12 protein-coding genes are annotated in these 18,373 nt (G+C 43.7%); 6 read left to right on the top strand and 6 right to left on the bottom strand.

The window, feature by feature from the left end; translation table 11 throughout:
• Positions 1-173: 173 nt before the first annotated feature.
• The gene (locus tag L5L91_RS02860; protein ID WP_263160743.1) at positions 174-3,008 is read left to right on the top strand and encodes a prolyl oligopeptidase family serine peptidase; all 2,835 of its coding nucleotides are present in this window, start codon (positions 174-176) and stop codon (positions 3,006-3,008) included.
• Between the two features lie 99 nt (positions 3,009-3,107).
• Here the strand turns inward: L5L91_RS02860 and L5L91_RS02855 are convergent, their stop codons facing one another.
• The 5 genes from L5L91_RS02855 to L5L91_RS02835 all read right to left on the bottom strand — a co-directional run bounded on the left by L5L91_RS02855 (position 3,108) and on the right by L5L91_RS02835 (position 9,751).
• The gene (locus L5L91_RS02855) at positions 3,108-3,530 is read right to left on the bottom strand and encodes a DUF3192 domain-containing protein (RefSeq protein WP_113941033.1); all 423 of its coding nucleotides are present in this window, start codon (positions 3,528-3,530) and stop codon (positions 3,108-3,110) included.
• 110 nt (positions 3,531-3,640) lie between these two features.
• Entirely contained in the window at positions 3,641-4,447 is an 807-nt protein-coding gene (xni, locus tag L5L91_RS02850) for a flap endonuclease Xni (RefSeq protein ID WP_263160739.1), read from the bottom strand.
• Between the two features lie 21 nt (positions 4,448-4,468).
• Positions 4,469-5,824: a nucleotide 5'-monophosphate nucleosidase PpnN gene (gene ppnN, locus L5L91_RS02845; RefSeq protein WP_028760679.1), complete on the bottom strand. Its 1,356-nt coding sequence runs from the start codon at positions 5,822-5,824 to the stop codon at positions 4,469-4,471.
• A 56-nt stretch (positions 5,825-5,880) separates the two neighbouring features.
• Entirely contained in the window at positions 5,881-7,437 is a 1,557-nt protein-coding gene (locus tag L5L91_RS02840) for a GGDEF domain-containing protein (RefSeq protein WP_113941035.1), read from the bottom strand.
• A 151-nt stretch (positions 7,438-7,588) separates the two neighbouring features.
• Positions 7,589-9,751, bottom strand: a complete 2,163-nt coding sequence (locus L5L91_RS02835; protein WP_263235634.1) for a tetratricopeptide repeat protein — start codon at positions 9,749-9,751, stop codon at positions 7,589-7,591.
• Between the two features lie 134 nt (positions 9,752-9,885).
• Between L5L91_RS02835 and L5L91_RS02830 the strand changes: the two genes are divergently transcribed.
• On the top strand, positions 9,886-11,697 hold the full coding sequence (locus L5L91_RS02830) for a M61 family metallopeptidase (protein ID WP_263184745.1): 1,812 nt from the start codon (positions 9,886-9,888) through the stop codon (positions 11,695-11,697).
• A 171-nt stretch (positions 11,698-11,868) separates the two neighbouring features.
• On the opposite strand, the gene rdgC is transcribed toward L5L91_RS02830, so the two are convergent.
• Complete coding sequence (gene rdgC, locus L5L91_RS02825) at positions 11,869-12,783, bottom strand: recombination-associated protein RdgC (RefSeq protein WP_113941038.1); 915 nt, start codon at positions 12,781-12,783, stop codon at positions 11,869-11,871.
• Between the two features lie 291 nt (positions 12,784-13,074).
• Here rdgC and L5L91_RS02820 point away from each other — a divergent pair, with 291 nt between their 5' ends.
• The 4 genes from L5L91_RS02820 to L5L91_RS02805 all read left to right on the top strand — a co-directional run bounded on the left by L5L91_RS02820 (position 13,075) and on the right by L5L91_RS02805 (position 17,765).
• Positions 13,075-14,043: a porin gene (locus tag L5L91_RS02820; RefSeq protein WP_263184744.1), complete on the top strand. Its 969-nt coding sequence runs from the start codon at positions 13,075-13,077 to the stop codon at positions 14,041-14,043.
• A 186-nt stretch (positions 14,044-14,229) separates the two neighbouring features.
• On the top strand, positions 14,230-14,919 hold the full coding sequence (gene phoB / locus L5L91_RS02815; protein WP_006085167.1) for a phosphate regulon transcriptional regulator PhoB: 690 nt from the start codon (positions 14,230-14,232) through the stop codon (positions 14,917-14,919).
• 80 nt (positions 14,920-14,999) lie between these two features.
• Positions 15,000-16,298, top strand: a complete 1,299-nt coding sequence (gene phoR, locus L5L91_RS02810; protein WP_105249762.1) for a phosphate regulon sensor histidine kinase PhoR — start codon at positions 15,000-15,002, stop codon at positions 16,296-16,298.
• Positions 16,299-16,793: 495 nt separating this feature from the next.
• Positions 16,794-17,765 (top strand): PstS family phosphate ABC transporter substrate-binding protein, encoded by a 972-nt coding sequence (locus tag L5L91_RS02805; protein ID WP_131522972.1) that lies wholly within the window; start codon positions 16,794-16,796, stop codon positions 17,763-17,765.
• Positions 17,766-18,373: the final 608 nt, after the last annotated feature.

Here is an 18,373-nt window from a genome sequence, read left to right as displayed (position 1 = left end):
TTTTTCTGCCTATTATTTTAACCATCTTTGGTCAAACTTCACAGGAAATAGTGAGCAATATCACGATTTTTTATGTGGTATAACTTGTAAAAATACTGGGTTCTCACCATGATGGAGAGCCAATGGTTAAAAAAGTCTACTTTAGTCTAACAAATATATAAAAGAGGAAGACATTGAAGTTAATCCCTATCACATCTCTGGTTTTGTTATCCCTTGGAATATTGCCAGCAGTGCAGGCTGAAACCAGCACTAAACCGCTCACCCTAACAGACATTATGCATTTTGAATCCCTTGAAAAGCCGGTTATTGCAGACAAGGGGCAAGTCATCGCGGTCGAGTCTGCGCCCGATCGCGGGGATAGTCACGTCATTGTGAAAAATGTCCTGTCGCAGCAAAGCTATCAAATCTCGGGGGGGTCAGCTCCCTTGGTGAACCATGATGGTCGTTATGTGGCTGTGGTGGTTAAACCGAGTTTGCTTACGCGTGAGACGAGTGATGCCAAGGCGAAGAAAAAACTTAAGTCCGACATGGTGTTGCTCGATACTCAAACTGGCACGCAAACTCGCTTCGAGCGTGTGAAGGAATTTGTGTTCAGTGATGACGGTAAGCATCTGGCGATTTGGTTTGAGGCTGATGAAGAGTCCAAAAAAGAGGCTGAGCCTAAAACGACCGAAAAACTCGCTGAAGCAGGCACACAAAGCCCTGCGAATATTGATAAGCCAAAGGTCGATAAGTTTGACCAAGGTCGACGTTTTACGTTGCTCAGTTTAGAAGACCAAACAAAGCGAATTGATGTCGAGCAGGTTACTGACTATGTTTTTGATAAGGCAAGCCGTAGACTCGCGCTGGCAGTGAACGATATCACCAATAAGCAACATCAATTGCAGTTAGTCGATTTAAACACTCACAAAAAAACCGTTGCCTTTGATTCGCTTAGCCAACAGATTGGTGCGTTAGCGCTGGCTAAAAATGGTCGTTGGCTTGCATTTACGCAGGGCAAAGACAGCGAGTTACCTTATGGCCGCAGCTATCAGTTATCGCTGGTCGATTTGCAGTCTGGCAAAATCAGTACCCCCCCTGAGTCACCCGAGTGGAAACTTAATCGCTACACAAGTTTAAGCTTCTCATTGGATAGCGAACGGCTGTTCTTTGGCCGCGTACCTGAGGTGAGTCAGCTGCTCAGTTTGCAGAAGATCACCGAAGAAAAAGACCTGTTCGATACAAATATTGTCACCGGACAGCGTGGGCTTAAGGTGTGGCATGGGGATGATCCTCGTATTAAGCCTAATGAAATCAAGCAATATGAGGATGAGCAAAAACGCACTTACCTTGCGGTATTGCATTTAGGCTCAAATAACGTGGTGCAGCTTGGCGATAAAACTGTTCCAGATGTGACGATTTCACAACATAAACGTTTTATGTTGGCCAGTTCAGATTTGCCCTATCGCAAGATGGCAACTTGGGCAGGGTTCTACCAAGATTATTATCTGGTCGATATTAATACTGGCAGTAAAGTGCCATTTTTGACACAACAGCCGAGTGATGCCGAGCCTACGCTGTCGGGAAATGGCAAGTATGTGGCTTATTATCAGCAAGGTAATGTGTATCTCTATGATATTGCTCAGGATCGTCGTACTAATCTCACAAAATCCCTAAAGGTCAGTTTTGCCGATGAAGACCACGATTATCCATCCAGCGCTCCAGGATATGGTTTTGGTCCTTGGCTTAAAAATGATGCGGGTTTCTTGGTTTACGACAAATACGATGTTTGGCAGTTTAATACCGAATCTAAGGCGGGTTTTGCCTTAACCGCAGGTAAAGGGCGCACTCAGAAAATTCAATATCGGCTTGAGGGCTTAGTCGATAATCCCGATGAGCCGACAGAGCTTGCCTATAACGCTACGGTTTTACTCCACGGTTATAGTGATAAAACCAAGGCCGATGGTTTTTATCAAGCCACCTTGGGTGAAGCAGGCGTGAAGACGTTGATGCAAGGTGAGTATAAGCTGACAGTATTGGGACGCAGTAAAGACGCCGATACTATCGTGTTTTCTAAGGAACGTTTTGACTTATTCCCTGACTTGTATACGGCCAGCTATAGCGCACCGCAAAATGCAGTTAAGCAAACCGATTTAGATAAGCAGCGTCAAGCCTTTAACTGGAGCCAATCCGAGTTAGTTCACTGGACAAATGGCGATGGTAAACCGTTAGATGGCGTGCTGATCAAGCCGACGAATTATCAAGCGGGTAAGCGCTATCCTGTACTGGTTTATTACTATCGCTTTATGACGGATAGACTGCATGCCTTCCCGCAGATGAACATTAACCACAGACCTAACTTTGCTTGGTACATCAATAATGGCTATGCGGTGTTCCTACCGGACATTCGCTTTGAAATTGGTTACCCAGGGGCGAGTTCAGTACAAGCGCTCACGTCTGGCGTGCAAAAGCTGATTGAGATAGGCATTGCTGATCCCGATGCTATTGGTTTGCAAGGTCATTCTTGGAGTGGCTATCAAACGGCGTTTGCCATTACTCAAACTAAGATGTTTAAGGCGGCGGTTGCAGGTGCTCCAGTATCGAACATGACCAGTGCCTATAGCGGTATTCGCCACGGCACAGGTATTGCGCGTCAGTTCCAATATGAAACCGGACAGAGTCGTATTGGCGCAAGTTTGTTTGCCGCGCCGCAAAAGTACATTGAAAACTCGCCAGTATTTTATGCTGACCGTATTCAAACGCCTTTGATGATCATGTTTGGTGATAAGGACGATGCAGTGCCTTGGGAACAAGGTGTTGAAATGTACTTAGCCATGCGCCGTGCGGGTAAAGAGGTGGTGTTCTTGCAATACGAGGATGAGCCGCATCACTTGAAAAAGTACCCGAACAAGCTCGATTACAGCATTCGCATGATGCAATATTTCGACCATTATCTGAAGGGAAAACCTGCGCCAGAATGGCTCAGCAAAGGTGAAGCCTATGTCGAGTATAAGGCCGATGATGAATAGGCAATTGGCTTAGTTGTTTTACAACTGAGTCAATTCGTTGATTGTTAAAATAAAAACGCCACCGATTCGGTGGCGTTTTTATTTAACTGTCAGTCGTATTTATTTACTGGTTAATGTCTCTTGGGCAGAGCTGAGGGCTGTGTCAGTATCTGCATCGAGATATTGCTTATAGGTATCTTGGCCCCAAGCAATCAATTGATCATTTTTAAAAATCAGTGGGGTACATTCCTCTTTCGTGGTCACACCGTCTGATTTTTCATGGTGAGTGCGATAAAAGAGCACCTGTAGCTTGGTTTCTTTTACGGCTTTGGCCTCTGAAAAGTCAGCTTTACCTAGTAACTGTTTTACTGAAACGATATTTTGCCCTAGCGCTAACTCGTTCATTTTTTGGCTGTTATAGGATTGTCTGTCCTCCCAACTCATGTCATCTGGCGTAGGTTCATAAACGAGTACCACTACAGCGACAAAGGCGACGTAGGCGGCGAAAATGCTACCGATGATTACCGAAACTTTTGATTTCATTTACAGTTATTCCTTTACCTCATTAAATGAGTCACGTTATTACGTCCATAAAATACGCTTTTGTTGTTCTAAGGTAAATGCGTTAATTGCAACTTTATATTAACAGATGTTTAGGCTGGATTGATTGGGTTTTCAGGCAGGCAGTTATTATCAGGCAAGGAGTTCATCACGCGAAAATCTTTTAAATTAATATTGAGTGGCAGGTCTGTTTGTAACTGTGCGAGCTTATAGCTGAGTCTTGCCATCTCCTTACCTTCGGCAAGTTTTTTGGCTTGTTTAGCGCCTAAGTTAGATAGCGATGAAAACAAGGTTGGTAAGCTTCTAAAGGTTTTCAATAATTCGGCAGCCGACTTAGGGCCTATGCCCGCAATACCAGGAATTTTATTACCGCTGTCGCCCGCTAATGCCATCAAGTCGAGAAATTGACTGCGTTCGACACCGAGTTTTTGTTCCAATGCAGCGATATCTAAGTACTGCTGATTAAAGTGATCCCACTGGCTGATTTGGCGATGATTAAGCTGACTAAAACCTTTGTCGGTGGACACTATAATGGCTTCACCCTGCGCTTTGGCGGTTTTTATCGCTAGAGTGGCAATCACATCATCAGCTTCAGCCGCCGCATAAATAGAGCTAATGTTCATCATGGTTAAGTGATCTTGCAGCGCAGCAAGGCCTTTTGCCAGCGGCTCCGGCATAGGTTTACGGCCTTTCTTATAATCGGGGTAAAGCTGTTTACGCCATGAGACTTCATCCCCATCCCACACGATAGCTACATGGGTTGGGCGATGCACACGCAGCAGTTTAGTGCACGCCAAACTGACGCGCTCTGTGAGGCTTTGCATATCGGATTCATCGGGGATCGCCGCATAGATGCGGCGAACCAAGTTGAGACCATCGATGATTAAAAACTTGTTCATGGGGTGTTGTTGCTTCGCTCTCTATTTCACTATTTGATAGCAAGGAATATAGGCGCTTCCTGGAAGCTTCATTCTTTGTTGCTGTACAAATGCACTTAAGAGTTTATCCATCATATCCATGAGCTTAGGATCGCCTTTTAATTGGAAGGGTCCATCACGCTCTATGTGCTTGATTGTTTCCGACTTGACGTTACCCGCCACTATACCTGAAAACGCTTTACGGAGGTTGGCGGCAAGTTCGGCTTTATTGGTTTGGAAGTGTAGATCTAAGTTTGCCATTACTTCGTGGCTTGGGATAAAAGGTAACTGAAACTCAGACTCAATCTTCAGTGCCCACTGATATTGGTAAGCATCACCCGTTGAGCGGCGATAGGCTTTTACTTGCTCCATTCCTTGCTTCATGATGCGTGCCACTTCAGTGGGATTATCAATGATAATTTGGTACTTTTTCTGAGCTTCGGGTCCTAAGGTTGAGGCAATAAACTCATCAATCTTAATGAAGTAATCTGCGCTCTCCGTTGGGCCTGTGAGTATCAGGGGGAAAGGCGTTTGTTGGTTTTCTTCGTTAAGTAAAATACCCAATATATAGAGCAATTCTTCAGCCGTGCCAGCACCGCCAGGGAAGATAATAATGCCGTGGCCTAAGCGCACGAAAGCTTCGAGGCGCTTTTCAATATCGGGTAAGATCACCAGTTCATTGACTATTTGATTCGGTGGCTCGGCGGCAATAATACTTGGTTCAGTTAAACCAATATATCGTGCATTTTTAATCCGTTGTTTGGCATGACCTATCGCCGCACCTTTCATCGGACCTTCCATCGCACCAGGACCACAGCCTGTACAAATATCTAATTCCCTCAGGCCAAGTTGATAACCTACCTCACGTGTGTACTGGTATTCGATGGCATTAATACTGTGTCCGCCCCAACAGACGACCACATTAGGGTCTTTCATCGGTGCTATCGCCCGTGCATTACGCAGAATATCAAACACCACATTGGTGATATGGTGGGCATTGGTCAGATTAATGTGTTTTAGTGAGTCATATCTATCACTGATATAAAGGATATCGCGTAAGACTGAGAACAGATGCTCTTGAATTCCCGTGATAATTTGACCATCGACAAAGGCTTGTTCGGGGGGATTGATCAGTTCTAATTTTACCCCACGCTCCCGTTGTAAAACGTTGATGTCGAAATCATGGTATTGCTCGAATAGGGCTTTAGAGTTGTCGGTTTTTAAACCCGCGGCAAGCACTGCTAAGGAGCAGTTGCGGTACAGTTGGTATAGGGCACTTTTGGCACTATTTTTGAGTCGATCAACTTCAAGTTGCGAAAGCTGATCCATGCTGCCTTTTGGGCTGACTTTTACTATCATTTACCACTCCTTCGTCATGACAGGAGTGATTAGAGGAGGCGTATAGTGGGGCTTAATTATACGTCAATCACAACCCTGTCTCTGCTTTCGTGTTTCGCTTTGTAGAGTGCTGCATCGGCGCGTTCAAAGGTCTCATGTATGAGTTCACTTCCCATAACTTGCGCAGCCCCTATAGATACTGTAACTGTAATTCTCTGATTTTTAAATTTAAATGGAATATTTTTTACTTTCTCGCGCACTCTGTTTAAAAGTTGAGCGATATCAGCAGGGGCCACATCAGGTAATAGCAGTACAAATTCTTCGCCGCCATAGCGGGCTACAAATTCTGTATCTCGCAGGGAGTTTTTCAATGCCATTGCTATAACTTGTAAGGTTTTATCACCTGTGCTGTGGCCAAAACTGTCGTTGATGGTTTTGAAGTGATCGATATCGGCAACGGCAACCCACAACGGGGACTTATGCCGTTGATAGTTACGGTATTCTAGCTCCATGCGCTCTTCTAATGCAGCACGGTTAGGCAATTGAGTTAAGCTGTCGAGTAAGTTGAGTTTTTGTTGTTCAAACAAACGCTCTTTGTAGGTGTTAGCCTCACTACTTAACTCATTAAGCTCTTTGCGCATTGTCTCCATCGACTTGCGCAGCAGAGCTTGCTCTCTTTGCTCTAGGGCTTCTTTACGGGCTAATGCCGAGCGGATAGAGTTAAGTTGCTCTGTTAGTTGAGCTTTAAGGTCAACGACGTCTTCCACATCGATAATGATTTCACCGGCGTTGTCGACGCGGGTGTTAATCTCACGATTTAGCTGGGTTTTTAATTGGAAGCTACGTTGATTGTGATTGTAAGATTCGCTCACCACCTCACGCACCGCGGTTAAGGCATCATTGAGTGCAAACAAAAACTCTTGGGATGCCGATTTCTCGCGGGCGATGTTATCAAGCAATAATGCTAAAATGGTTTGGTAGGCTTCGAGCAAGCTATCAACTTCAATCTCAGAAGAGAGTACTTCTTTGATCACTAATACTTGGTCACGTTGATCTTTACGGAACTCGATTTCCGAAATCATCTGTGCCAGCTCATGGGCTAGTTGCCTGTGTTTTGGTAAGACATCAAGTTTTTCAGATTCGCTAAATTGTAGCTGTAATATGGTTTCGTAGAAGCCAATGATTTGCTTAACTTTAGGTATATATTCCCACACAGTATGAAAAGGTTTTGCCAGATCTTGCTTGAAGTAATTGACTTCTTTTTTGAGCTTTTCAGGTGCAGAGTTAACGCGTTGGATCTGACGGATCACCTGTGACAAACCAGTACGACTCTCTTCGAGTTGTACCATCACATGGTGATATTGGCCTTTTAGCAGGCGCTCGACATCAACTAATTCTGGCAATGCCTCATCGACTCGCTCAAACGTATTTAAGTTATGGCGAAGTTTGGCGAGTTTATTATCCAGCTCAAGATTTTGCCCTTTACAGGCGAGGCTTAAGTGACCAATAAATTGGAGTAATGTCTGTAACTTTGCATTTCTATCTTCATTAACTTCATCAAGGGCAAGTTTGGCCGAATGGAGTTTCTGTTGCAGCAAGGCAAGTTGTGAAACTGTAGCGCTTGAATCCTTCATCCTGAGTATTGTCCTAACTCTGCAAGGCTAAAAAACATGACAATCCTATGTCCAGATTAGCTGTTAACTCATATGATACTAATGTTATAACACTGGGCGTAGAGTGCAAATGCGATTTGCCTGTGACTCTGTGATTAATTACCGATATTGATCAAATATTTTCCAATAATTGCCTATCTTGGTTATTTTCCCAGCAAGGCCAGCGAATATCCTCTTTATTGCCGTTGGTCTCTAATCTGATTAATCCACGCTCAATGCCTTTTTCAAGGTGCAAAAATAACGGGTTTGCAAATAAGCTCAAAGGAACAAAGTCGAGGGCTCTGAGAGCGACATAATAGTCGTTATTGCCATCTAAACTACGGGCACAGGCAAGCGCCATCTGCACTGTTTCAAATTTTAATTTCGCTGCCATTTTAATTTCTGATTTTGCTAAAAGTGGCAAATGTGCAAAGCCAAGACGGAAATGATGTGTGATTTGCTGTTGATCGAGTTTCAGGCGTACTTGGCTGAGTATTTGTGTCGGCTCAATAGGTTGCGTGAAACGAACCGCAAATACCCCTTGGCGTACCACATAAACAGATGCTGCGAGTGCATCCGTTAGATGATTGGCAATTTGCGCTGTTACTGCATCACTAAAATATTGGCCATAGTCCAGATCCGCCGTAAGTTGGGTGGGGAAGGCGATAATCGCGAGTGCCGTTGTGGATTCCTGACTTTGATTATGGCTTAAATGTGCTAATAATGCGGCATATCCTAAATTGTGAGTGAAGGGTTCCTGTAGCGTTAATTGAGTTAATGCCGCGTTTTTAGCTGTTATTTTGCGACGATTTTGTAGCATGAAAATAATCACGAGCAGCAAGAGTCCGGCAATAAGGCTGCAAATGAGCAGTAGCGTGTGAGTGTTGTTGCTTTCTTTCACTGTCTCAACGAGTTTTCCCTGTAGCATGTTGAGCTCAAGTTTAAGTTGTTGCTCTGCAAGGGCAGAGGCCGACACTGGGGAGTCTTTATCTGTCTCAGCTGGCTTTTTACCTAGCTCAATGATACGGGCTTGGGCATCGATGGTTTTTGATAATTCACCTAATTTTTGCGCCGCCGAGGCGATAAGGGTGAGTGCGGATTTTTGTTCATCGACCAGTTTTAAATCGACCGCGAGTGCTAATGCGATATCGGCATGGGCCATCATCAGCGGCCAATCTTGGTTGGTTTGGGCGATTTCACCAATTAAGAGTTCGTTATAAACTTGATAGTGATGGCTTTGTTTTTCTTTGAATATTTGATTGGCCATCAGTAAATATTTTAGGGCGTTAACATTGTCTTTAATATTTGAGTAGGCTTGTCCTAAATTATGGAAATTAAGCCCCTGTGCGATGTAGTTACCGCGTTTTGCATCTAATTGCTGGGCATTTAGGTAGTAATCAATCGCTTTATGCCAATCCCCTTGTTCGCCATAGACCATAGCGATCACTGTCATACAACTTGAAAGATAAGTGTCATTGCCCATCTTTTTAAAGCCAGCCGCGGCTTCATGAGCGTTTTTAAGCGCTTCATCCCACTGCTTTAAGTCACGGTATACCTTAGAAAGTTGCAATTGCAGATTGGTTTTCATTGAAGGGTAATTAGAACGATTGGAGATCCGAATCGCTTCACTATAATGCTGTAGTGATTTTGTAAGCTGCTGATTAAAATTGTAATAAAAGCCAAGCCTCGCTTCAGCCGCCGCGATTAAGTAATCGTTTCTGAGTTTATAGGCAATGTCGCGGTATGTGTGGAAGTGCATCAGTGCAGGCACTTCCTGGCGGATCAATAAATGTAAGCCACCTAGATGTTCATGAATATTGTGTTTAAGAATTAATGCTTCGATGTCATAGCTGTCGTTGATGCGGGTGAGCGCTTCATTATAAAGACCTATCGCTTCTTGATATTTCTGTTCCGTACGGCCAAGGTAACGGCCATTTAACATGGCGACCATTGCAAGTTCGTAGGGCGATTGCGCCGCAGTCGATAGGAGTTCAATCAAGCTTTTTGCGTTTTGAAAATCGACCTTGGTTTTAACGTTTGGCTCCATATTGAGGCGGGCCAGTAAATACAAAATCTGTTCAAATTCGAGTGGATTGTAGCCTTGCTCTTGGGCTGCGCGCTCAAATTGGTCACGGTTTTGAAAAGCGAGGGGAAAGGAAATTGTTTTGTTGAGCGCATCATACATTTGCTGCGGTGATTCTCTTAACTCAACCTCATCCGCTTCGAGATCTCGGCTTTGGACTGTAAAAGGCAGTGACAGCAACAGAGTAAATAAAATAACCGTGAGTTTTTGCATTTGAACTGTGATTCCTCATTCCTTTAGTCAAGGAACTTATTTTGTTAGCTTTTGTTAGCGCCTAATGAGGATGCTACATCGACTTGTTATACTTGGAAAAATCATAAGAAGCATAATAACAGAAGGAAGCAAGAGTGAAACCCAACAGACTATCAATCTTGATATTGAGCGCATTATTTTCGGGTCAAGTATTGGCCGATGTGAAATACCAAATCGACCTTATTAAACCCGAACACCATATTGCCCAAGTGAGTGTCACTTTTCCTGAAGTGAAGACGAACGATTTTACGGTGAATCTCCCTGTGTGGCGGACGGGCAAATATCAAGTATTGCCTTTGGCCGATGGTGTGCGCTTATTTAGTGCTAAAGATAGTCAAGGTCATGAACTGCAATGGAAGCGCACCGCGAGCGGTGAATGGCAAGTGGCGCTCACGCAGCCAACCCGTGTTACCGTCAGTTATCAATTGTATGCTAATGAATTAGGCCAAAGGGTGCGCCATATTGACGCGAGCCATGCCTATTTAGATGCTAGCGGTGTGTTCATGTACAGTCCGCAATTTCGCTCTGAACCAATATCCGTAGAATTAAAAGTACCTAAAAATTGGCAAAGTTACTCTGGGATGTCATCGGGTAAGGCCGCTCATTCCTTTATTGCCCCTAATTATGATGTGTTGATCGACTCCCCGATTGAAACTGGTGTGAGTACCCATAAACAATTTAGTGCTAATGGTAAAAACTATGAATTGGTGTTTTGGGGTGAAGGTAACTATGACACGGATAAAATAGTAAAAGATCTTAAAGCCTTAAGCGGTCAAGCTAAGGTGATTTGGGATGATTATCCTTTTGATCGTTACGTTTATATGGTGCATGCAACGAGTGGTGCCAGTGGCGCGACAGAGCATTTAAATTCTACTGTCATTCAGCTGCCGCGCTTTAGTTTCCGTGAACGCAAGGACTACCTGCGCTTTATTAGCACGGCATCCCATGAGTTTATCCATACCTGGAACGTGAAGGCTTATCGCCCCGAGGGATTAGTTCCCTACGATTATCAACATGAAAACATGACGGAATTACTGTGGATGGCTGAAGGTTCTACCAGTTATTTTCAAGATCAGTTGCTGTTGCGGGCTGGAGTGATAACAGTTAAAGAGTTCCTCGAAGATTTAGCCAAGCGCGTCGAGAAAAACCAACTCAATCCGGGTCGTGAAACTCAATCTGTGGCAGAGGCGAGTGCAGGGGAGTGGAGCAGTATCGGTGGCGATTATGCCATTAACCACAGTGTAAATATTTACTCAGAGGGCTACTTAACCTCTTTAGCCTTAGATTTTTCATTGCTGCAAGACTCCGAGCTTAAGTATTCATATCGCGATGTGCACCGTCGTTTATATCAAGATCATCGCGTACCAAAAGGCTATGGTGTTAGTGATGTTCAGTACATTCTTAAAGACTTATCCGGCAAAGATTATGCGTCTTGGTGGCAAGCCAATGTGAATAGTCCCATGAGTTTAGATTTCCCAGAATTATTATCACAGGCAGGGTTAAATCTGTCCTATGGTAAAGATTCAAAAGCTGAGGCATTTGCGGGAATGACCTTTAGCAGTACCCATGGCTCTTTAGTGTTAGACCAAGTGTTGCGTAATGGTCCTGCTTGGCAAGCGGGCATAGTTGCGGGGGATGAAGTATTAGCGATTAATGGTCTCAAGGTGACTGCTGCGGGTTTCTATAAGCGCATCAAAGACTTTAAGGTTGGCGATAGTGTAGAGGTGACATTATTTAGCAACGATAAAATCAAGCAAGTACAGCTCACCCTTGGCGAGCAACAAAGCGGTAAGCTAGTGCTCAAGGGGGATGCAAAAGCGACTAAACAGCAAAAAGCTTTCTTCAAGACTTGGTTAGGTATTGATTGGCCGTTTGACAATAAAGGCGAGTTAGCGACTAAAGCTTAATGTGGTTAGGGCTTCATATTTAGCATCTAAATGCCTTTGTCTTAAAGCCACCTAAAGTAAAATCGTCATAAAAAAGGCGCAACCATTATTTTGATGGGGGCGCCTTTTCTTATCTTGTACGGCTCAGTCTAACAAGCGAGTTGCAGATCTCGTCTGCTTAACGAGTTTTGCTTAAACTTGTGCGTCTTCGAGTCCACCAAGGGCGGCCACGAGTGCATGCATCAAGGCGACTAACTCGCTGCCCATTAGGGCAAAGTCTGCATCTAAACGAGCCATAGGATCGTCAGTGCCTACTTCATCGTTCCCTGCTCTAAATTCTTCAGAGAATTTAAGGCGCTTCACGCTGGCATCTGATTGCAATAATAGTGCAATCGATTGGCCGAAATGCAGCGCTAACTTGTGTACTTGCTTACCTGTTGCTAAGTGAGCTAACACTTCGTCTTCTTTCAAATCCTGCTGCTTAAAGCGCACAATTCCGCCTTCATCAGCTTCAGATTTGAGCTCGGCTTCGTCTTGCATTTCAAAGGGTAATGGCGCGCTGCCAAGTTTTAACCATTCAGTTAAATTGGATTCGACTGGCGCTTTAAAGCTCAGTGGGATCACAGGTAAACTGCCGAGAGCTTTACGTAATAACGCTAATAATTCTTCGGCCTTAGTGGCACTTGAACTATCAACGAGGATCATTTCTAGCTCAGGCAAAATCAAGGCGTGGGTTTGGCTTCGACGCGAAAAAGCGCGTGGCAGTAGGCTAGTGATGATTTCATCTTTTAGCGCATCTTTTTCTTTTTTCGCCAGTTTACGATTTTCTTCATCTTCAATGAGAGCCACTTTTTCTTCTAAGGCTTCTTTGATGACTTGGCCTGGCAGAATTTTCTCTTCTTTAGTCACGCAGATCAGATGGCGATTGTCAGCGCTATGGACCAAAGAACTGCCTTTTTTGCCTAACGCATTTGAGAAACCAAATTTACTGACATCTTGGCTTGAGCAGGGGGAGAAAGTGAAATCGGCCAACGCAGTTTCTAGCGCTTCGGTTTCGACGGCAAAAGGTTTATTGAAACGATAAAGAGTAAGATTTTTAAACCACATAAGAGGCGCTCATTGAAAATTAAAGTGGCAGTTTACGGCATAGTTTGGACGGGGTAAACCTGTGTTCAATAGCTGATTTTTAACGGAAGATCAGAATTCATTAAACTGTAACATAATAATTAGCTTAGCTGCAGCCTGCATTTTTACTGGGTTTTATGCCTGGCTTCGCGTCAGCTTTTTTGCACGCCAACGTTAATGGTCACAATTGAAATAAAATTGAAACACATTCATTGCAAACTTTCGGTCGTTCCAAACCAATAACCAAGACGAACATAACGTCGAAAGGATTAAATGATGAACGTTTTTTGTAAAACTCTACTTGCTTCTGCGCTAGCTTCTGCAACTCTGGCTTCAGCTAATGCCGCTGAGCCACTGACTGTTTATGGTAAGTTGAATGTCACTGCTCAATCAAATGATGAGAAAGGTGATGCTACAACAACTATTCAAAGTAATGCTTCTCGTTTTGGTGTGAAGGGTGATTTTGCACTGTCTAGCTCGCTGGAAGCTTTCTACACAGTGGAATATCAAGTTGATACAGGTGCAGCATCAAGCGATAACTTTACTGCACGTAACCAATTTGTTGGTTTGAAAGGCGCATTTGGTTCGTTCTCTGTGGGTCGTAATGATACCTTGTTGAAAATTTCTCAAGGTGATGTTGATCAGTTTAACGACCTTTCAGGTGACTTAGGTAAGCTGTTCAAGGGTGAAGTTCGCGCTGCTCAAACGGCGACTTACCTTACGCCTTCCTTTGGTGATTTTGTATTCGGTGTTACCTATATTGCCGAAGGAAATGATGTAAAAGGTCAATTTGCTCAAGATGGTTTTAGCTTAGCGGCCATGTATGGTGATGCGAAACTGAAGAAAACGCCAGTTTATGCATCTCTTGCCTATGACTCAGATGTGTCTGGATATGAGATTGTTCGTGCCAGCTTACAAGCTAAGTTAGCCAGTATTAAACTGGGTGGTATGTACCAGCAACAAGAGCAAACCTATAAATTTGATTCTGCAACGTCGATGCCAGTTGAAGTCACTGCAGAAAGTGCTAACGGCTATCTATTAAGCGCTGCCTATGATATCGATGCTGTTACTTTAAAAGCTCAGTTCCAAGATATGGAAGAACTTGGTGATTCATGGTCGGTAGGTGCAGACTACAGCTTAGGTAAGCCAACTAAACTATTCGCTTTCTACACGAACCGTTCGTTAGAAGCGTCTACAGATGATGACAAATACATTGGTGTTGGCTTAGAACACAAATTCTAAATCTAGCATTAAAGCTCAATTAAGGAGGCATATAGCCTCCTTTTTTATTGCTATAAACAAACAGTTATATAAACTTATTATGACAAATATTACTACTATATGGCTCAAGCGGCGCACTTATTCATAAATCTGTAATAAAAATGACTAATAATAGCCGTGTTGACATTCACTGACAGAAAATCACTTATGACTGCAAGGATATTGATAGTAGAAGACGAGTTGGCCATCCGCGAGATGCTGACTTTTGTAATGGAACAGCATGGGTTTACAACCTCTGCGGCGGAAGATTTTGATTCGGCCATTGCGCTGCTAAAGGAGCCTTACCCCGATCTGATTTTATTGGATTGGATGTTTCCTGGCGGAAGTGGTATTCAATTGGCGAAACGCTTAAAGCAAGATGAGTTTACGCGCCAAATTCCGATCATTATGTTAACCGCCCGCGGTGAAGAGGAAGATAAAGTCAAAGGCCTCGAAGTTGGCGCCGATGATTACATCACTAAACCTTTTTCCCCTAAAGAGCTGGTCGCACGTATTAAAGCCGTATTGCGTCGTAGTGCACCGACTCGTTTAGAAGAAACCATTGATGTACAGGGCTTAATGCTCGATCCTGTGAGTCACAGGGTGAGTGTGGGTGAAACTGTATTAGATATGGGCCCAACCGAATTTCGTTTATTACACTTTTTCATGACCCATCCTGAGCGTGTTTACAGCCGTGAACAGCTGCTCGATAATGTGTGGGGCACCAATGTGTATGTTGAAGACAGAACCGTTGACGTGCATATCAGACGCCTTCGTAAAGCCGTTGAAGAGTCTGGTCATGACCGCTTGATCCAAACGGTTCGTGGCGCTGGTTATCGTTTCTCTACACGCATTTAGTGCTGAATAACTGTTAGGCACAAGTTAGCTTTTACGCTATCTTGTGCTCCTCTTATTTAGCCTGATGTTTGGGTTTATTTATGTCTGACTCTTATTCAGGGTATCGGTTGTTTACGCGCTTAGGTTTATATCTACTGCTTTGCGCGCTAATAGGTTTATTGGTAGGGAAACTTCTCTGGATACTCTTTATCGGCACGCTAGGGTTAGTTTGCTGGCATTACCGACAATTATCACGGCTTAACTTTTGGTTATGGCGGGATAGGAAACTTACGCCGCCGCAGGGCAGTGGGAGCTGGGAAGGTGTATTTAACGGTATTTATCGCCTTCAAGGGAAGAATCGTCGACGTGTCGGTCAACTGGCCGCACTGCTGGCACGATTTCGTCAAGGTGCTGAGGCGTTACCCGATGCCGCTGTCGTGCTTGATTCAGAGCATAATATTTTATGGTGCAACAAGTTAGCGCAACTCATTCTCGGTTTTGTGTGGCCACAGGATAATGGTCAACGAATCGATAATTTAATCCGTCATCCTGATTTTTCTGCTTACATTAAATCCGCACAATACAAAGAGCCGCTGGAGTTACCTTCGCCGGTATCGGATAGGCGTTTGCTTGAAATCCGTATAATGGCTTACGGTGACAGGCAGTTACTGTTAATTGCGCGGGATATCACTCGTATACGTCAGCTTGAGGGAATGCGAAAAGAGTTTGTCGCGAATGTGTCGCATGAATTAAAAACGCCGCTCACTGTGCTACAGGGTTACCTCGAAATGATGCAAAGCATGGCTGAGCCTGATTCGATGAACGTCAAGCCGTTAGCATTGATGCAGCAGCAGACACGACGAATGCAATCTATGGTCGAACAGCTATTGATGTTATCGCGAATTGAAGATGCGGCGGATATTAACCTCGAAAACACTGTGAATATGACGCAGTTGATGGAGGTGCTCAAGGAGGAAGCTAAGGCGCTGGCACAAGATAAGTATGAATTGAGTTTCTATTGTGAGCCTGGACTTGATTCTCACGGCAATGAATTGCAGCTGAGAAGTGCCTGTTCTAACTTGATTTCTAATGCGATTCGTTACACAGAACCTGGCGGGAAAATTACAGTGCAGTGGTGCAGTGTGGCTACGGGTGCCATCTTTAGCGTAACGGATACGGGTGAAGGTATTGCGGCTCAGCATATTGGTCGATTAACGGAACGCTTTTATCGGGTAGACAGTGCGCGCTCAAGGCAAACTGGTGGTAGTGGTTTAGGTTTAGCGATAGTAAAACATGCGCTTAACCACCATCACAGTAAGCTTAAAATCAGCAGTGAAGTCGGTAAAGGCAGTACTTTTAGCTTTATTATCCCTTTGCATCTTATCGAACGTAAGAAATAGTATGTGTGAGTGAAATATTTACAATAAATAATAAAAACAGGCCATTAGGGCCTGTTTTTATTTCTAGGTTTATTGAGTCTTTATTATACCAATCGTATTAAATATCTGTTCATTCAGCGGGGATTCAACACGCTTTAGACAAGGCGAAGGCTTGAAGGCATAGTGGTGCTCTGTCGAAAGCCTTTAACGCAGTATAAAGCGCGTTGCCATGCCGTTAACATCACCCGCCCTTCGGGAGCCACACAGGCATCCCACTCCGGTGTTGCATGAATGACTATTTCTGCGTCAATGCGCCTTGGATTGAAATGCCTGTGAGGCTCTGAACTGATTAGATATTTAATGTGATTGGTATTAATGACAGAAAAAAGCGATAAATAGTGCATTGTCATTTAAGTGTCATATCACGGACATAGAATTGTCATTGTAGCGATTGATACTGGCTGCGTCTGAAGAAACTTAAGTTACAAATTAGTTAGCTTACTACTGGAGCACATAATGAAACTGAAAAAGCTTGTCGGCGCGATTACTCTAACAGCCGCTGGTGTATTCTCTGCCACTGCGATGGCATCGATTGATCCATCTCTGCCTACTTATGAAAAAGCGAGCGGTGTATCTGGCAACTTATCATCTGTAGGGTCAGATACCTTAGCCAACATGATGACACTTTGGGCAGAAGAATTTAAACAAATGTACCCTAACGTCAACATTCAGATCCAAGCGGCGGGTTCTTCTACTGCGCCACCAGCGTTGACTGAAGGCACTTCACAGTTCGGTCCTATGAGCCGTAAGATGAAGCCTAATGAAGTTGAAGCGTTCGAAAAGCATTTTGGTTATAAGCCAACTGCGATTCGTGTAGCTATCGATGCTTTAGCCGTATTCGTACATAAAGATAACCCAATCAAAGGTTTAAACGTTGAGCAAGTTGATGGCATTTTTTCTTCAACTCACAAATGTGGTAGCAGTGACATCCAACGTTGGGGCGATTTAGGCTTAGACGGTAACTGGTCTGCCAAAGACGTTCAACTTTACGGTCGCAACTCAGTATCGGGCACTTACGGTTACTTTAAAGAGCACGCGCTTTGTAAAGGTGACTTTAAAGCTAACGTAAACGAGCAACCTGGTTCAGCTTCTGTTGTGCAATCTGTTTCTCAATCTCTGAATGCGATTGGCTACTCAGGTATCGGTTACAAAACTGCAGGTGTTAAAGCTGTTGCCATCGCTAAGAAAGGCAATGAGTTTATCGAAGCTACAGCTGAAAACGCGGCTAATGGTACTTACCCACTATCACGTTACTTATACGTTTACGTGAACAAGCAACCAAACAAAGACTTAGCACCAATGGAAAAAGAATTCCTGCGTTATGTATTGTCTAAGCAAGGTCAGCAAGTGGTAGAGAAAGATGGCTATGTGCCAGTGCCTAATAGCGTAGTTGCTAAAGATTTAGAGCAAGTAGGTATTCGTTTGTAAGTCAAATGGCTTGTTAATCAAGGACCTCCCAGGAGGTCCTTTTTGTTTTTGTGGTTTTAAATGTGTAATGATGTCGGGTTTATACCAAATTAAAGACATAAAAAAAGCAACCTAAGTAGGTTGCTGTAAATTCCAATTCGGAATCTTGGGACGGTCGCGCTAGAAACCATCTAAAGGAGAATGATGATGAACGAAGAAACTCATTACAAAGATTCGGTTCATAATATCTGACTCAGCATCATCAAATTAGTTCAGGGAAAGTGCGAAATATTTTAAATAATTTTGCATTTTGTTTTTATAAAAAGAGGCTGACTCGATTTTTGCCAAGTTTGCACGTCTCAATTTTAGCTGCTTCTACTGTGACTACCGATAAATCCAGCAAGCTAGAGATAGCCTATTGCAAACTCGGTATCTACACCTAAAGATGAACTGTTACAAAAAAACTTGTTCCTAAGGAGCTCTAGAGCTCAGTTACGATTTGCCTCTGAGTAAATTTGCAGTCGATAATACCTTCTAATGATTAGTGATAAGTTATCAAGCCCGTCACCACCGCAAGGTAACTCATAACTCACTATTTAGAACATACCGCTCAAAACTTGAATATCGAG

It is taken from the genome of Shewanella sp. SM55, from assembly GCF_025654025.1.
GTDB lineage: Bacteria > Pseudomonadota > Gammaproteobacteria > Enterobacterales > Shewanellaceae > Shewanella > Shewanella oncorhynchi.
Note: the sequence above shows the minus strand (reverse complement) of the source record. Positions and strands in the feature narration are given on the sequence as shown.